The sequence below is a fragment of the Odoribacter splanchnicus DSM 20712 genome, from assembly GCF_000190535.1.
Taxonomy (GTDB): Bacteria; Bacteroidota; Bacteroidia; order Bacteroidales; family Marinifilaceae; genus Odoribacter; species Odoribacter splanchnicus.
Genome location: NC_015160.1, coordinates 1,597,656 through 1,614,503, shown reverse-complemented (window position 1 = coordinate 1,614,503; position 16,848 = coordinate 1,597,656). Strand labels below are relative to the sequence as shown.

Here is a 16,848-nt window from a genome sequence, read left to right as displayed (position 1 = left end):
TTTCTCCTTAAATGCTGGGATCGGGAGCTTCCGGCGTGGAAACGACTATAGGTGTTGTACCTGAAGAGTTTCCTTCGGTTACTTTTTGTGTAAGTACCTCAACATCCTTAAACTCTATTCTGGCGATCGCCTCTTTGGGGTTGAGTGTCGTTTTGTCAGCAATGAGTTTGGGCACTTCACGTTCTTTCAACATACCCGTAGAACGTAGCACGGGATACCATTTGGCAGCTTCCTTCGGCTTGGAAAGATTTTTGCGGGCTGCTTTGTTATAAAGTATAAGCATAAATCGATATTGTTTTGTGCCCTTTCGGGCAGTTATTAGTAGTAATTTTCAATATTTGAACTGTATATCTTCTCGTTCCATTTCTCCTTTGAGGTATGTGAGAAGAGTCTCCATATCGTCTCCTACTGTAAAGGCAATGCTCTCAATAGTAGTGCAATGCCCCAACGTACAAGTTGATACAGGATTGATTAAAGAAACATAACGACTGTCTCGTTTCACCAGTCGATGAATCAACTGCGGATAGGTAGTCAGAACCCGATGTATCGGGGTATATTTATTGATGCTCATCTGTCTATTGGTTTCATCATCGGTTGTTTTGTCGCTTGCACGCATATTCGTTGCGATTGGCTCTCCGGCGAGATGTCGTAGGTCACATTTATAAATCCCGCTTGTTCCAGCATTCTTTGTATTTCTATGGGTGAGTAAATGCGCAGGTCGATATTCCTCACCCACTTTTCATTGCCTTCCTCGCTGCATGCCTCGTTGCAGATGTAGAACCTTCCTTCGGGTTTCAATACACGCAATACTTCCTTGAAGTTTTCCACTATATCATTCCAAAAGTAGATAGTTTCGAAAGCGGTTACAATATCGAAGCGGTTATCGTCAAAAGGAATGTTTGAAACATTCGCTTCTACTATAGATGCTCGTCCCTGACTGATAGCCGCCTTGTTCTTGCGACTCGCAATGTCCACGCACGTGGGTGAATAATCCATGCCGCAAACTAATCCATGAGTTCGTTTGATGAAATTAGCTACGTTTTGCCCACCGCCACAACCGATATCGAGCACCGTTTCGCCACCGGAAAGTTTTACGAAGTTGTCAATGCACCAAAGAGAAATCCGGTTATGCCCTTGGTTCATCATTTTCACAATGCACCTGCCCATAAAGCTATTCTTGGGTTTGCGGAAGTTTTGAAAGATGTTTTTTATTATGCTCATAATTATTCTTTGTTTTTAAGTCTTTTCTTACTAATATGATATGTCTATTATTTGCTGTGCGCGATACCTAAAAAATATACGCCCGTGAGTATGCTCTTTGTGAGCATCGTGCTCATGACAGTGGTAAGTGTGAGATGTATGCATATCTTTTTCTGTTTTTTATTTATTGTTTCTATATTACTTCTTCTTGCTAACCCAGCATCAGCAGGCTTAGTGCCATGACCGCCATGCCTACCACCAAACCGTAGATGGCATGGTGGTGCTTACCGTATTCTTCAGCTGCGGGTAACAGCTCATCGAGCGAGATAAATACCATGATGCCAGCAATCATGCCGAAGATGATGCCGAACACATTGTCGTCGAGGAACGGAGCCAGCACGAGATAGCCTATGACGGCTCCCACCGGCTCTGCCAATCCAGACAAAAACGAGAACCAAAAGGCTTTCTTGCGGTTGCCTGTAGCGTAAAAAACAGGAACGGATACCGAAATACCCTCCGGTATGTTGTGTATGGCAATGGCGATGGCAATGGGTATGGCAATGTTCACATCCTTTAGGGCAGCAAGAAACGTAACCATACCCTCCGGGAAATTGTGGATAGCCAGCACCAAGGCTGTTACCATGCCAACACGTAGCAATTTGGGCTTCACGTCTAATTGTATTTTCGCTTTTTCACTCATTTCTTCCACCCGGTGCATTTCATGCGGATTCTCGTAGCGAGGAATTAGCTTGTCGATGAGCAATATCAACACGATACCCCCGAAGAAAGAGAGCGTGGCATAAAACGTTCCTTCTGATTTGCCGTGCATCTCCACAAGTGTTTGCACGGAAGAGGTAAACAGTTCGACAAACGATACATAAATCATGACTCCCGCCGAAAAGCCCAGCGATAGAGAAAGAAACGACGTGTTGGTGCGTTTGGCGAAAAAAGCAATGGCACTGCCTATGCCGGTGGATATACCGGCAAACAGTGTCAGAAGAAATGGAACAAATACTTGTTGTGACATGGCTATGACAGATTGGGAGTTAGTACTTCAAAAGAGAACGAAAATCTATTTTGTTCAAAAACAAAGCGAGTCGCTCTTTGCAGGCGACTCGCTTGATACGATGAATTATTATTATTAAAAATGGGATGTTTCATACATCTGTTACTAAGTTAAGTCTGGAAAATCAGTCTCTGGACGTTCAATATCGATGCATTCTTTTTTAATTCTAATAGTCTCTTTGTTCAAAGCCTCTCTGGGCAGAGCGGATTTTCTGCTTTGTGTTACCCACGATTCCTCGCAGAGGAAAAGTCCGTTTACTCCTTGCACAAGCGTTATTTCGCCGTTACAGATGATGTTGGTGATACTCATATATTGATTGTTTTTAGTTGTTCTACCGAAGTGGTGCGGTATTTAGCCTCCTGCACCAAGCGAAATCCTGCTTGACAAGACCTGCCGCATCTGCCCATGCAAGCAACGGGTGTCGGGTCGAACAGAAGATGGCTAAAGTGCTTCTTTTCCGAATCGAATACGAAAGAAATCCGATTGTCCACAATTGTACAACCGCTTCCACAAGGGTTGCATTGTAGGCAGGAGGATGTGTGGATGTTTCTATTTGTTTTCATCTTTCTATTTTTACATTCATGAGCCTTTTCCAGCCTCCTGTGCTAAAGCGGATATACTCACCAATAAAACATTCAATTTCTTCACTGGAAAGCTCTTCATGTTGCACCACCTCTTTCATCATATTAACCCACCATGAGCAGGTGAAGTGCATAAAGAATAGAGAAATATCGGTATGCAGATCAGGGTAGAGCTTTTTCATACCTTCCATATATTCTATACCCATTACTGTACTTCTTTTAATCCATTGTTCCCAATAATCATTGAAACGAGAGTCTTGGATAGATGAAAAAAGTAACTTAAATTCTTCACGATACCGTCTTACGATGTTCATTACCTCCTTCATGGATGAGCGATGATATTCTTCGGAGGTAAAGACATCCAAAGAAAAGGCCTCCGGGCGATTATGATCTTCCAGCATACTGTTCATCGCCTCCAAAAGCGGATGCAACACGTCAGCCAACAAATCGTCCTTACAAGGATAATAATTGTAGATGTTGCTCAGACCGATACCCGACAATTTGGATATTTCACGCATAGACACAGCCTTAAAGCCCTTCTTGAAAAAGGCTCTCCTTGCTGTTTCCAACAATAATTTATGTGTATATTCTTTTGTTGTTTGCATAGGTCAGAACGTAGTTCCTGTTATTAGAATACAAAGTACGTTGTATTTCAAAAATAAAACAATCCATACAAATGGGTGTTTTCTATAAAACAATCCCTATTTGTAGGGATACAAAAAAGGGTATGTAACTATCAGCAGAGCCACTTCACGCCAAACCATAGTCATAAGTACGTGTATTGCCTCTACCGTATCCTCTTGTTATTCTTATTCTGACCTCTTTCCATGGCTATTATTAATACGCAGGTTATAAATCATGTGTAAAAACTACTTTAATCTTTTCATGATTCCCATTTTAGTAATGATTAATCGAATATGCTAAAAATGTATCATATAAAACTTCTCTTTTCTGTCATTCTACCTTTTATCTATTTAGCTTGTCGCCATTAATTAACTCGGATTCATTTTGATAGTTGTGCCGCAAGAGTATTATGACTAATAAATTATTCATGTGTCATTTTGCCATAAACAGTCTTTTTATACCACTCTCGGACAGTTTAGAAAACGGCTCTTGATTCTTCTTTCATTTGCCGATGAAAATAGAATCAACACGTTTTATTAACCATTAAAAATTAAATGTATGGAAGTAGTAACCATCGAAAAAAGAACATTTTCGTATGTCTGCGAGAGCTTCACGGAGTTTGCCAAACGGATAGAGAGTTTGTGCAGCAGTCATACTCAAAAAGTAGAAAACTGGCTGGATAGTCAGGAAGTGTGCCTGTTGTTAGGCTTGAGCAAGCGAACGCTGCAATATTACCGAAGTAGTGGGCGACTGGCTTATTCTCAAATAGGGAGCAAGATTTATTATAAGTCTTCCGATATTGAAAGAATTATTGCGGACAGTGAAACACAAAATCAGTCACCCAAACAAACCACGCCTTATGAAAAGAACTAAAGAAGATTATCCGTCCTTCAATCTGTTTTCCATTGTAGGCACATGGGAAAGCATTAATCTGAATCCTACGATAATCATTTATCGGAGCGATAAAGAGTACCTTCTTTCTATTATATATGTATCGGAAACCACTAAACAAGCTTCACCCGCTACTTATGAGATACAGCAAGATGGTAGCCAGTATTTTATTACCAGTGCATCCAAACGACTCTATGTAGATTATGATCCGGCAAAAGATGTACTTAGCATTTCATCACTTGGTGACTATCTGCGCAACTAATCAGCCATATAGCAATCTTGAAATCAATATTTCAATAAAACAATCTTTCAGTCATGGAACTAATAAATAAAGATACCCTGCAAATTAAAGAGTTTATTTCTTCGCTTGATTCGATGCTGATCGGTATTGAATCTATAGTTAAGCATTACAAGCCCCACCTGAACGGGGAACGCTTTCTTTCTAATAATGAAGTTTCCAAGAAACTGAATGTCAGTTTGCGAACCCTGCAAGAGTGGCGAGATACAGGGCTAATCCCCTTTATCCAGATAAAAGGTAAAATCATCTATCGCCAGAGCGATATTGATAAACTGCTCCAAAAGCATTATTTTGAAAGTTGGAAAGAATAATCTGCCACTCACAAAAACATTGTTTTTCGGAATTTAATTTGAATCATTGACTTTTCCAGTGAAGTATTTAGTCTGTGCAAGTCTTTAGATAAAAATACGCTCGAAATGCAATGAGAGGAAGATTTTTATCTAAACCGAAGGCTTGGACTTGAACAGGCTAAATACGGAAATTACCTTTGTCAATGCTTCATATTGGGTTCTGGAAAACTTACTTTAAAAGAAAAGGATTGAGAAAATGAAGTTCATTATTCCCAATCCTTTTTTCTATATTGGCTACTGCCTTATTTATATAGCCAATTCCGACAAGCAGCTATTCACTTTCTGCATATCCTTTAGAATATTCTGATCCAGTACCCGTGCGTAGTGTTTCGTCACGCTGGTATCTGCATGACCTAACATCTTGGCTACATTTTCCATACTTACGCCATTTGCAAGGCACACGGAAGTGGCATAGCTATGTCTGGCCGTATGAGTGCTAAGATTTTTATGAATTCCGCACACATCGGCAATTTCTTTCAAATAACTGTTCATGCGTTGATTACACAATACAGGTAAAAGTTTTCCGGTACACTCTGCCACATCCTTATATTTATCAAGTATAGAAGCTGCTACAGGCAGCACAGGAATGTTGCACATGATTTTTGTCTTTTGGCGGTTCTTTCTTATCCAAAGCTCCCCTTTGTTGTCTTTTACCAAGTGTTCGGGTGATAAATCTTTCACATCGCTGAACGCCAATCCAGTAAAAATGCAAAAGATAAAAACGTCACGTACCTGTTCTACTCGCTTAATCGTGAATTCTTTTGCAAGAATAATTTTAATCTCGTCCATCGTCAGGAACTCAGGATCGGTTTCTTCCAGTTTGAAGCGATAGTAAGCAAACGGATCTTTCTTTATCCAGTCGTTTTCCAAAGCAATACGGATAATCTTCTTCAAGTTCTTCAATCGGGTGATAGCTGAATTCTGCGCACAACCTTTTTCAATTTTCAAAAAAGCATCGAACTTAGAAATAAAGTTGGCTTCCAAGTTGTTTAGGGCAATATCAGATAATTGATATTCTTTCTTTATGAATTCCTCTAAATATCGGGTAGTGGTTTCATACCGTTGAACGGTCTTACTAACGAAGTCCTTACCGATTAGCTTACGGCTTTGTTCGTTATGCTCTCTGAATACTTGCAATAGCGTTTTACTATCTTCATCCACCCCATAATATAGCTTTCTCATAAGATCGACTGTAATAGTCTTACCTGTGGATTCCAGTTCTCTATAAATTTGGTGTATGCGAGAGCGTGTGATTTCCAAGTAGTGGTTCAGTTCCACCGACATACGATCTTTTCCTTTGGAGTTTTCTTTTGCCTGATTCCATAGATTTACAGGACAGCTTCTTTTTACTAAAACATCTACCATACAGCCGTTTACAGTAATTCTCATGCACACGGGTGCTTCTCCATTCTTTAATAATCTGGCTTTCTTGATAAAGAATAGCACATTGAAGGTTTTTCTAGCCATTTTTACATCGTTTTTAGAGTTACAAAACTATGTATTCTCTTCCAAAGTACGACCATGCAAAATGCTATGAATCAGTGAGAAAGAAGCTAAATCGTGGGACTTTTTTCAGCCTGATTTATGTACCACGATTTGCACACCAACAATATGCTTGAAACGGCTATTTTCTGCTATCTGCCAGAAAAAAGAAATCCCTGCTAATGTCTGATTATCAAGGATTTGCTTGATTTTTCTTTTGTTTTCAGTGATCCGCCTGGGATTCGTATCTTCAAATCCAGATTAAATTCAGGTTAAATTCACATTAAATCCATATTAAAAGTTAGATAAATTGGTTTTAATATAGGTTTAAATTGATTTTATAGTAGCTGATATATGGAGGAACCTTAGGGAAAGCATAGCCTTCGAAAGGCTTAGCCGTTCTCTGATTAAAAATCGGGGTACGGGTGTTGCCAAATACTATAATCCGCAAAACGAATTGTGCACAATTCGTTTTGCGGATTATATGGGTACTTCGTCGTTCATATACTTGTCCTGCTTGGGAATACGTTATTTTTAATAAAAAAGTGGGGTAAAGTGGTTTAAAGTGGGAAATATTTCCTAACTTTACATCACAAATCCACCTCTTGTTTTCGGGAGCTGTGTATGTTTGTAATAAGTTGTTATAGAATTAATTGGTAATACGATGGCTTCATTTATCGGAGATTATACCTGTAAAGCTGATAGCAAATGTCGGGTTGTGGTGCCTGCCTCTTTCCGGAGAGTGATGGTGGCTTCGCAACAGACGTTTTTTGTTTTGCGGAAAAATGTCTTCGGGAAGTGCATCGATATGTATCCTTTGCAGGAATGGGAAAATATGATTGCAGGGGTACGTGCCCGTCTGAATTTGTTCGATCCTAAACATGCGGCTTTTTTTAGGGAGTTTTGTCGGGGAACGCAGGAGGTAGAGATGGATACCAATGGCCGGATTTTACTACCCCGGAAGATGCTGGATGAGATCGGAATCGATAAGGAAATGGTGTTGGCTGCGCAGGATTCGATGATACAGGTGTGGGATGCCAGGGTGTATGAGGAGGTGGCGATTAGTGGAGAAGAGTTAGGGATGATGGCGGAAGAAATTTTTAAAAACTAATATACGATAGATATGTCCGAATATCATGTACCGGTTTTGCTGAAAGAGTCTGTCGATGGATTGGATATCCGGCAGGGAGGTGTGTATCTGGATCTGACCTTCGGGGGGGGGGGACATTCCGGGGAGATATTGAAACGATTGGATGCAGAGGGATGTTTGCTGGGGTTCGATCAGGATGAGGATGCTTTGGCTAATGTGCCGGAAGATGATCGTTTTATTTTTGTGAATCATAATTTCAGATATTTGCGTAATTTTATGCGCTATTATGGGTATGAAGAAGCGGATGGCATTCTGGCGGATTTGGGGGTATCTTCTCATGAATTCGATGAAGCCGGCCGGGGATTTTCGTTCCGGTTCGAAGCGGAATTGGATATGAGGATGAACCAACGGAGTAAGCTGACAGCCGCTACCGTGCTGAATACCTACGATGCAGAACAGTTGACCGCTATTTTCAGGAATTACGGGGAGGTGGAGAATGCCCGGAGGTTGGTGGATTTGATCGTGAAAGCCCGGGCAAATCAGGAAATAAAAACTTCCGAGGCGTTTTATCAGATTATTTTGCCTTGTATTCCGAAGTTGAAAGAAAAAAAATATCTGGCAAAAGTCTATCAGGCTTTACGGATAGAAGTGAACGGGGAGCTGGAAGCTTTGGAGGAGATGATGCAACAGGCGATGGAGGTATTGAAGCCGGGGGGCAGATTGGTGATTATTACCTATCATTCTCTGGAAGATCGGATTGTGAAGAATTTTTTGAAGGCCGGGAATGCGGAAGGTAAATTGGAAAAGGATCTGGTGTTCGGTCATGTACACCATAACTTTGAATTGGTCAACCGGAAAGTGATCGTTCCCTCGGAAGAGGAAATCGTGCGTAATCCGCGGGCCAGGAGTGCAAAGCTTCGGATTGCGAGAAAGAAGGATTAAGAGACAATAAGGAAAGAGATGGGAGTTTTTAGTAGAAAAAAGGTAACGGAAGATGTGCCGGTGGAGGAGAAGAGGCAAGAGGAGGCCAAAACGGCGTCCTCGGTGAAAAGTGTATTGGAGGGAAGTCTGCTCGCAGAAAAACTGCGGCAGAATATCCGGTTTGTGCTTTTTGCTACTTTTTTAGGGATTTGGTATATATCCAATGGATATTCTACTGAAAAGCTGCATCGGGAGAGGGTTCTTCTGGAAAAGGAAGTAACCGATCTGCGTTTCGAGTCGATTTCTGCAGCAGCGGATTTGATGTTGATGCGCAAGCAATCGGAGATTATCAAACGGATAAAAAATGAAGGATTAGCATTGGAGGAGAGTAAAGAACCTCCGGTAAAATTGTATCGGTGATCGAAATGGCAATAAAGGATGACATAACGTGGAGAACCATAATTGTTTATGTGTTTATCGTACTGTTCGGTTGTCTGATTCTGGCTAAAGCTTGTGCAGTGATGACTGTGGAAGGGGAAAAGTGGCGGAAGATGGCGTCGGCAAATGTGCCGGTGCAGCCTGTCAAAATAGAACCCAACCGGGGAGATATCTGGGCAGCCGACGGTCGGATTCTGGCGACCTCGGTTCCTTTTTATGAACTCCGTTTCGATCCTATTGCAGTGAATAAGAAAGTGTTCGATGCTGAAGTGGATAGTCTGGCTTTGTGTTTATCCCGGTTCTTTAAGGATGGAAGTAAGGCTTTTTATAAAGATAAGCTGGTGGGTGCCCGCAATCGGAAACCTCGTCCCGACCGTTATTTGCTGATCAATAAACGTAAAGTGAATCATAAGGAGTTGAAACAAATCCGTCAATTCCCGATTTTCCGTCTGGGAAAGAATAAAGGTGGTTTTCAGGCTATAGTCAATGACGAAAGATTACAGCCCCATGTGAATTTAGCCGGCCGGACGATCGGTTATCTGAACGAATCGGAGACCGGGGAGAGGGAAGGACGGGTAGGACTGGAAGCTACTTTTGAAAACCAGTTGAAGGGTGAATGCGGACAGGGGATCAAGCGGATGATGTCGGGGACCTGGATGGTCATTACCCGTAAGGAACCGGTAGATGGACACGATGTCGTGACCACGATAGATGTGGATTATCAGGATATCGTGCAGCATGCCCTGAAAAAACAGATGGAGAAAAGCGAGGCGACACACGGTACGGCTATCCTGATGGAAGTGAAAACCGGGGATATCAAAGCAATCGCCAATCTGGCCAGAAAGGACGGGGTATATATCGAAAACCAGAATTTTGCTATCAGTGGTGCCGGTGAACCGGGATCTGTAATCAAAGCAGCGACTATGATCGCCTTGCTGGAGGACGGGTGTGTCACTCCTTACGATACGATCGACCTGGGTACTTCAGGGAGATATAAATTTTATGACCGTTATCTGACCGAATCGCATGATGGTTTAGGGAAAGTGACGGTAAAACAGATAATGGAAAAATCGTCGAACGGTATTGCGAAATTGGTGTATGATCATTATAAAGACCGGCCGGAGAAATTTGTAAACCGCTGGTATGCTATGGGGTTGGATAAGAAAACCGGTATTTGTCTGCCGGGAGAGATAGAGCCTTATATCAAATATCCCAAAGATAAAAGCTGGAGCGGTATCAGTTTGCCCTGGATGAGTATCGGGTATGAATTAAAAGTTACTCCTCTGCAGATTCTGGCTTTTTATAATGCCATAGCCAACGACGGTCAGCGGATGCGTCCGCGCCTGGTAAAAGAGATCCGGAACCGGGGAGAGGTAGTGGAATCCTTCGAGCCGGAGGAAGTCGGGGGAAGGATTTGTAGCCGGAAGACGTTGAACGAGGTAAAAGATATGTTGGAAGGAGTCGTCGAAAACGGTACGGCCCGGAATATTTATACGCCTAAATACCGGATCGCCGGTAAAACGGGTACAGCCCGTTTGGCAAGCGGGTCGAGCGGATATGGAGGTGGACGTTACCGGGCGAGCTTCGTGGGATATTTCCCTGCCGAACGGCCTTTGTATTCCTGTATTGTCGTGATCGATAATCCGACGAACGGTTATTATGCCACGACTGTATCGGCTCCGGTTTTCCGGGAAATTGCCGATAAGGTTTACTCTATGGCATACGTACAATACGGTAAACCCGAATATGAAGCGGATAAAACTTTGCCGGTATGTAAAAATGGCCTGAAAGAAGATTTTAGAACTATTTTCGATGAATTGGATATGGATATAGACGGAGTGAGGGATGCGGATGGTGCCGATTGGGTGGTCACGGCCAGCAACGAAGGGGAAAATATCGTGATCAAACCCCGGCGGATTTCCTATTCATCGGTGCCGAATGTGAAGGGGATGGGTTTGAGGGATGCACTGTACGTATTGGAAAATTCCGGTTTGAAAGTCGATTTTTCCGGTGCCGGAATGGTACAGCGGCAATCGCTCCAACCCGGGGCGGAAGTTCCCAAAGGGTCTTATATCCGGATTGAACTAAGATAAGAGATTAAATAACGCGGCCAGGGCTGCACAAAGAGATGAAGAAATTAAAGGAATTATTAAACGGAGTAAATGTCGGAAAAGTATATGGGGATACCGACCGGGAGATCGGACATATCCATTTCGATTCACGCAAAATCGAACCGGGAGATGTATTTATCGCTCAGAGAGGAGTCAATGCGGACGGACATGCTTTTATCGACAAAGCGTTGACCCGCGGGGCTGTTGCGGTAGTGTGTGAACAATTGCCGGAAAACAGACCGGAAGAGGTAACTTATATATGGACTGCAGATACCTCCGAGGCTTTGGGAGTAATGGCCGGGAATTACTGGGATAATCCTTCCCGGGAACTGAAACTGGTCGGGGTGACGGGGACAAACGGAAAGACGACGACGGCAACCTTGTTGTACGAACTGGTTCGATTGGCCGGAGAAAAGGCCGGACTGTTGTCGACGGTATGTAACTATATCGGGGAGGAAAAGATTCCGGCGACACATACAACTCCGGATGCGCTGTCTATCCAGGAATTATTACGGCGGATGGTAGATGCCGGATGCCGGTATTGTTTTATGGAAGCCAGTTCGCATGCGATCCATCAGAAAAGGATTGCCGGTCTGGATTTCGACGGGGCTATTTTTTCCAATATTACGCACGATCATCTGGATTATCATAAAACATTCAAGGCTTATATCGAAGCGAAGAAAGCTTTTTTCGACCGTTTACCGGCCCATGCTTTTGCTTTGACTAATGCAGATGATAAAAATGGCCTGGTGATGTTGCAGAATACCAGGGCACACCGATATACCTATTCTTGCCGGACGATGGCTGATTTTACAGCTAAAGCGATCGAGAAACATTTGGACGGAACCTTGCTCCGGCTCGACGGAGAGGAGGTATGGACCAAGTTTACCGGTGATTTCAACGCTTACAATCTGTTAGCAGTATATGCTGCAGCCCGTTTGTTGGGGTTCCCGAAAGAGAACGTGTTGGAATATGTGAGTTTGCTGGTGCCGGTGTCCGGACGTTTCGAAACTTTGATTTCGACCGAAGGAGTGATGGCGGTGGTCGATTATGCCCATACTCCGGATGCTGTAGAGAATGTATTGTCGACGATTTGCGGATTGAAGGGCAGAGATAATCAGGTGATTACCGTTGTGGGAGCCGGAGGCGACCGCGATAAGACCAAACGTCCGGAGATGGCTGATGCAGCTTGCCGTTATAGTGATCATGTCATCCTCACTTCCGATAATCCGCGGAGTGAAGATCCCGAACAGATCATCCGTGATATGCTGACCGGAGTGAAAGAAGGATTTCAGTACCGGGTAGAAGCCATTACCGACCGGAAAGAGGCTATCCGGAAAGCGATTGGTATGGCTTCAAAAGGAGACATCATATTGGTTGCCGGTAAAGGACATGAAAATTATCAGGAAGTGAAAGGAGTAAAACACCACTTCGACGATAAGGAAGTTATCCGGGAGATTTTTGATCTCTCTAATCGCTAATTCCTAACTTTTAAACGTAATGTTGTATCATTTATTTCAATATTTAGAGAGTTTTGATTTTCCGGGAGCCGGGGTGTTTCAATACATCACTTTTCGCTCGGCCTGTGCTATTATTTTGTCCTTGATCATTGCCACCGTGGTGGGGAAAAGAGTGATCCGGATGCTGCAGAGACAGCAGATCGGGGAGGAAATCCGTGATTTGGGTTTGCAGGGCCAGATGGAGAAGAAAGGAACGCCGACGATGGGGGGGATCATTATTTTACTGGCTATCCTGATTCCGGTACTTTTGTTCGCCCGTTTGGATAATGTCTATATCCAACTGATGATTATTTCGACAATATGGTTGGGATTGATCGGTTTCGCCGATGACTATATCAAAGTATTCCGGAAGCATAAGGAAGGGTTGAAAGGCCGTTTCAAAGTGATCGGACAAGTAGGGCTCGGATTGATTGTCGGACTGACCCTCTATATGAATGATGAGGTCGTCATCCGGGAGAGGGCTGCGGTGAGTGAAATCGGTGTGGTGACCAGTACGGTGGATGAAGGATTTTCTGCCGAGGGTACCCAGCAGGTCCGTACGAAAGATATCAAATCGACAAAAACAACTATTCCTTTTTTTAAAGATAACGAGTTCGATTATGCCTGGTTTACTTCTTTTGCGGGAAAATATGCCGACGAGCTGGGGTGGCTGTTGTTTGTTTTGGTTACTATTTTTATCATTACAGCTGTGTCGAATGGGGCGAATCTGACCGATGGTCTGGATGGTCTGGCTACCGGAACGTCGGCGATTATCGGAGCGACGCTGGGAATCCTGGCCTATGTGTCGGGGAATATGGTCTATGCCGATTATCTGAATATCATGTACATTCCGCATTCCGGAGAATTGGTGGTATTCGGTTCTGCCTTTATCGGAGCGACGATCGGGTTTTTGTGGTATAACTCTTATCCGGCCCAGGTGTTTATGGGGGATACCGGAAGTCTGGCATTGGGAGGGATCATTGCCGTTTTCGCTATTATCATTCATAAAGAATTATTGATACCGGCTTTGTGCGGGATTTTCCTGATGGAGAATCTGTCTGTCGTGATGCAGGTCAGTTATTTTAAATATACGAAAAGGAAATTCGGAGAAGGAAGAAGGATTTTTTTGATGGCACCTCTACATCATCATTTCCAAAAGAAAGGTATACCCGAACCTAAGATTGTTACCCGCTTTTGGATTATAGGTATTATTCTGGCGGTGGTGACGATTGTGACGCTGAAGATAAGGTAGAAAGTAAAAGGCTGAAAGGCTAAAAGGCTAAAAGCGATAAGCTATAAGCTGAAGGCTGGAAGTTATGGGATAGAAGGAGGGGAAAGAAAGGGAGGAAAATAAATATAAAAATTGAAGTTTATGAAATTGGTGGTTTTAGGAGGGGGAGAAAGTGGGGTCGGTGCAGCCTTGTTGGGCCGTCATTTAGGATATGAAGTATTTTTGTCGGATAAGGGAAAATTGGCTGAATCTTATCGGGACGAATTGATTACACACCGGATTGCGTTTGAAGAAGGGCAGCACTCGATGGATCGGATTTTTGCTGCTGAATTGGTGGTAAAGAGTCCTGGGATTCCCGATACGGTGCCGATGGTCGTAGCTCTGCGCGAAAGGGGGATCGAGGTGATTTCGGAAATCGAATTTGCCGGCAGGCATACGGAGGCGAAAATGGTGTGTATTACCGGGAGCAATGGGAAAACGACGACTACCTTGCTGACTTGTCATATTTTGACTACAGCGGGGATCGATGCCGGATTAGCCGGAAATGTGGGGCGTAGTCTGGCTGCACAGGTGGCAGAGGATGCACATCCGCTGTATGTCGTCGAGCTTTCGAGTTTTCAGCTCGACGGGATGTTTGATTTCCGGGCGGATATTGCCGTTCTGACGAATATAACCCCGGATCATTTGGATCGGTACGACCATAAATTCGAAAATTATATCGATTCGAAGTTCCGGATACTGAATAATATGCGTCCTCAGGATTTGTTTATTTACGGTTTGGATAGCGAGGCGGTAGGGCATAGACTCCGGCAGGTGAGAGTTGTACCCCGGATGGCCGGATTTATTTATGCTGACCGGAGTATATGGGAGAAAAATACATGTCGAAGCGGTGCCTGGATGGAAGGAGAAGAGGTGGTCGTGCAGTTGGAAAACCGGCAGTTCCGGATCGCCAAACAGGAGATCAGTATTCAGGGGAGACACAATGTCTATAATGCGATGGCTGCGATTCTGGCTTGTATGCAGGTCGGTGTTTCGGACGAAAAAATCGCTGAAGGATTGCGGACCTTCCCGCAGGTGGAACATCGGCTCGAAACCGTACGGGTTGTGGAGGGGGTGACTTATATCAACGACTCGAAAGCCACCAATGTCGATTCTGCCTGGTATGCCTTGGATAGTATGACTACTCCGGTGATTTGGATTGCCGGAGGTACGGATAAAGGAAATGATTACAGTGTCTTGTTCGATCTGGTACGTCAAAAAGTCAAAGTGTTGATTTGTATGGGCGTGGATAACCGGAAATTGATCGATAATTTTTCCGGAATTTGTCAGGTAGTCGATACACATAGTTTGAAAGATGCGCTGGCAGCTGCCCGGCAGTATGCGGTGGAAGGAGATACGGTTCTGCTTTCTCCCTGTTGTGCCAGCTTCGATCTGTTTAAAAATTACGAAAACCGCGGCGAACTTTTTAAAGCTGCCGTAAAAGAGCTGTAGGAAATTGTGAACTGAAATCTGGATTCGATTGAAATGAACGACTGGAAAGAAAAAATAGCATTTAAGGGAGATAAGATTCTCTGGTATATCGTTATCATGCTGATGATCGCTTCTGTCATGGTGGTGTATTCCTCTACAGGACGTCTGGCTTATAACGAGAAGGCGGGGAATACGTTTTTCTATCTGATCAAGCAATTATTTTTGATCGGAGGCTGTTTTGGAGTGATGTTTATCGTACAGTCGATTCATTACCGGTATTTTTATAAATATGCCGGAGTGTTGTTGTTCGTATCTATGATTTTATTGGTTTGTGCAGCCTTTGGGGGTACGAATATCAACGGAGCCGGGCGATGGATCCGTTTGCCTTTGATCGGTCTTACTTTTCAGCCTTCCGAGCTGGCGAAAATCGCTATCATGATGTTTACAGCCCGGATTTTGTCCGAGGCTCAGACCGACACGCATTGTGACGATAGTGTTTTACAGAAGTTTCTGCTTTTTGTGGGACCGGTGATTTTGTTGATTTTTATGGATAATTTCTCTACCTCGGCTTTGATCGGGGCAGTATGTTTTATCCTGTTTATGATAGCCCGGATGCGCTGGCGGTTGTTGGCGATGACCTTGGGAACCGCTTTGGCGGCGATTGCTTTGGTGTTGATTCTGGGAATTTATGTGCCTCAGGTGAAAGAATGGGGACGGATCGGTACGATGGTTAACCGTATTACAGATTTTGCCAAAGGCGGAGAGGATGGAGACGGTTATTCCTATCAGTCGGTACAGGCTCGTATTGCGGTGGCTAAGGGGGGATTGATGGGGAGCGGACCCGGTAACAGTACGCAGCGTAATTTTTTGCCTCACCCTTATTCCGATTTTATTTATGCTATTGTGATTGAAGAATACGGATTGGGAGGCGGTGCTTTCATCATGTTGCTGTATGCGGTGATTTTGTTCCGGGTAGGAGTGATCGGGCGAAAGAGCATGAGGAAGGAAGTGTTGAATGATCGGGGTATGCCGGATATTTTTCCGGCTTTGCTGGTTGTCGGTTTAGGGTTGACGATCGTTTTACAGGCAATGATCAATATGGGAGTCTGTGTGGGGTTATTACCGGTGACCGGACAGACCTTGCCTTTGGTGAGTATGGGAGGTACGTCGCTTTTGTTTACCAGTGCAGCTTTCGGTGTGATTCTCAGTATTGCCCATACCTTTTCACCGGAGGGTGAAAAGGAAGAGAGCGAACGGCTGAAGATGAAAAGTGAAAAACAGGGGCGGAAGAACAGACGGGAAGAATACGAACCCGAGGAAGTGCTGGTCGATGAAGTGGAAGATGGGGAATTGCCGGAGATGCAACCCCGGACCGTAACGCCTCCGACAGGAAGACGGCGGGGGAGAAAACCGGCAGAGTACGACGAAGATCGGGATTTCGATATTCTCGGTGAGGAAGGAATCGGAGAGATCAGGGACGAGCTGGAAAGTGAAGGCCGGGAAGTATTGAATGAGCTGAAGCGAAGGGGAAGATAAATTGGAAGTTTATAAATTTAAGTTATATACGGATTTTTGATTTGAAGATAGATTAATACT

Annotated in this window: 18 protein-coding genes; 11 read left to right on the top strand and 7 right to left on the bottom strand. The window is 43.8% G+C overall.

Annotation, left to right across the window (positions count from 1 at the left end; genetic code table 11):
• Positions 1 to 7: 7 nt before the first annotated feature.
• The 6 genes from ODOSP_RS06770 to ODOSP_RS06745 all read right to left on the bottom strand — a co-directional run bounded on the left by ODOSP_RS06770 (position 8) and on the right by ODOSP_RS06745 (position 3,452).
• The gene (locus ODOSP_RS06770; RefSeq protein ID WP_005868413.1) at positions 8 to 283 is read right to left on the bottom strand and encodes a hypothetical protein; all 276 of its coding nucleotides are present in this window, start codon (positions 281 to 283) and stop codon (positions 8 to 10) included.
• A 48-nt stretch (positions 284 to 331) separates the two neighbouring features.
• Positions 332 to 571, bottom strand: coding sequence for a DUF1858 domain-containing protein (locus ODOSP_RS06765; RefSeq protein WP_005868411.1), 240 nt, complete (start codon positions 569 to 571; stop codon positions 332 to 334).
• Positions 568 to 1,167, bottom strand: a complete 600-nt coding sequence (locus tag ODOSP_RS06760) for a class I SAM-dependent methyltransferase (protein ID WP_122141047.1) — start codon at positions 1,165 to 1,167, stop codon at positions 568 to 570. Before ODOSP_RS06760 ends, ODOSP_RS06765 begins: the two co-directional genes overlap by 4 nt.
• 244 nt (positions 1,168 to 1,411) lie before the next feature.
• Entirely contained in the window at positions 1,412 to 2,227 is an 816-nt protein-coding gene (gene zupT / locus ODOSP_RS06755) for a zinc transporter ZupT (protein WP_005868405.1), read from the bottom strand.
• A 344-nt stretch (positions 2,228 to 2,571) separates the two neighbouring features.
• Complete coding sequence (locus ODOSP_RS19190) at positions 2,572 to 2,829, bottom strand: hypothetical protein (protein ID WP_005868401.1); 258 nt, start codon at positions 2,827 to 2,829, stop codon at positions 2,572 to 2,574.
• A complete protein-coding gene (locus ODOSP_RS06745) occupies positions 2,826 to 3,452 on the bottom strand; it encodes a TetR/AcrR family transcriptional regulator (protein ID WP_002560569.1) in 627 nt (208 codons plus the stop codon). Before ODOSP_RS06745 ends, ODOSP_RS19190 begins: the two co-directional genes overlap by 4 nt.
• Positions 3,453 to 4,029: 577 nt before the next feature.
• Between ODOSP_RS06745 and ODOSP_RS06740 the strand changes: the two genes are divergently transcribed.
• The 3 genes from ODOSP_RS06740 to ODOSP_RS06730 are packed head-to-tail and all read left to right on the top strand — an operon-like array spanning position 4,030 to position 4,971.
• Entirely contained in the window at positions 4,030 to 4,344 is a 315-nt protein-coding gene (locus ODOSP_RS06740; RefSeq protein WP_013611615.1) for a helix-turn-helix domain-containing protein, read from the top strand.
• Positions 4,331 to 4,624 carry a DUF3876 domain-containing protein gene (locus ODOSP_RS06735; RefSeq protein ID WP_008659881.1) on the top strand — a complete coding sequence of 98 codons (294 nt, stop codon included), beginning with the start codon at positions 4,331 to 4,333 and terminating at the stop codon, positions 4,622 to 4,624. Before ODOSP_RS06740 ends, ODOSP_RS06735 begins: the two co-directional genes overlap by 14 nt.
• A 53-nt stretch (positions 4,625 to 4,677) precedes the next feature.
• Positions 4,678 to 4,971 carry a helix-turn-helix domain-containing protein gene (locus tag ODOSP_RS06730; protein ID WP_013611614.1) on the top strand — a complete coding sequence of 98 codons (294 nt, stop codon included), beginning with the start codon at positions 4,678 to 4,680 and terminating at the stop codon, positions 4,969 to 4,971.
• A gap of 285 nt (positions 4,972 to 5,256) precedes the next feature.
• Here ODOSP_RS06730 and ODOSP_RS06725 read toward each other — a convergent pair whose 3' ends face one another.
• On the bottom strand, positions 5,257 to 6,477 hold the full coding sequence (locus ODOSP_RS06725; protein ID WP_005868395.1) for a site-specific integrase: 1,221 nt from the start codon (positions 6,475 to 6,477) through the stop codon (positions 5,257 to 5,259).
• Positions 6,478 to 7,156: 679 nt separating this feature from the next.
• On the opposite strand from ODOSP_RS06725, the gene ODOSP_RS06720 reads away from it, so the two are divergent.
• The 8 genes from ODOSP_RS06720 to ODOSP_RS06685 all read left to right on the top strand — a co-directional run bounded on the left by ODOSP_RS06720 (position 7,157) and on the right by ODOSP_RS06685 (position 16,788).
• The gene (locus ODOSP_RS06720; protein WP_013611613.1) at positions 7,157 to 7,603 is read left to right on the top strand and encodes a division/cell wall cluster transcriptional repressor MraZ; all 447 of its coding nucleotides are present in this window, start codon (positions 7,157 to 7,159) and stop codon (positions 7,601 to 7,603) included.
• A gap of 12 nt (positions 7,604 to 7,615) precedes the next feature.
• A complete protein-coding gene (gene rsmH / locus ODOSP_RS06715; protein ID WP_013611612.1) occupies positions 7,616 to 8,524 on the top strand; it encodes a 16S rRNA (cytosine(1402)-N(4))-methyltransferase RsmH in 909 nt (302 codons plus the stop codon).
• Between the two features lie 18 nt (positions 8,525 to 8,542).
• Positions 8,543 to 8,923 carry an FtsL-like putative cell division protein gene (locus ODOSP_RS06710; RefSeq protein WP_013611611.1) on the top strand — a complete coding sequence of 127 codons (381 nt, stop codon included), beginning with the start codon at positions 8,543 to 8,545 and terminating at the stop codon, positions 8,921 to 8,923.
• A gap of 5 nt (positions 8,924 to 8,928) precedes the next feature.
• A complete protein-coding gene (locus ODOSP_RS06705) occupies positions 8,929 to 11,034 on the top strand; it encodes a penicillin-binding protein (RefSeq protein WP_041557237.1) in 2,106 nt (701 codons plus the stop codon).
• 35 nt (positions 11,035 to 11,069) lie between these two features.
• The gene (locus ODOSP_RS06700; RefSeq protein ID WP_013611609.1) at positions 11,070 to 12,533 is read left to right on the top strand and encodes a UDP-N-acetylmuramoyl-L-alanyl-D-glutamate--2,6-diaminopimelate ligase; all 1,464 of its coding nucleotides are present in this window, start codon (positions 11,070 to 11,072) and stop codon (positions 12,531 to 12,533) included.
• 19 nt (positions 12,534 to 12,552) lie between these two features.
• Complete coding sequence (gene mraY / locus ODOSP_RS06695; protein ID WP_013611608.1) at positions 12,553 to 13,803, top strand: phospho-N-acetylmuramoyl-pentapeptide-transferase; 1,251 nt, start codon at positions 12,553 to 12,555, stop codon at positions 13,801 to 13,803.
• A gap of 120 nt (positions 13,804 to 13,923) precedes the next feature.
• The gene (gene murD / locus ODOSP_RS06690) at positions 13,924 to 15,273 is read left to right on the top strand and encodes a UDP-N-acetylmuramoyl-L-alanine--D-glutamate ligase (RefSeq protein ID WP_013611607.1); all 1,350 of its coding nucleotides are present in this window, start codon (positions 13,924 to 13,926) and stop codon (positions 15,271 to 15,273) included.
• 33 nt (positions 15,274 to 15,306) lie between these two features.
• Positions 15,307 to 16,788, top strand: coding sequence for an FtsW/RodA/SpoVE family cell cycle protein (locus ODOSP_RS06685; protein ID WP_013611606.1), 1,482 nt, complete (start codon positions 15,307 to 15,309; stop codon positions 16,786 to 16,788).
• The last annotated feature ends 60 nt before the right edge of the window (positions 16,789 to 16,848 follow it).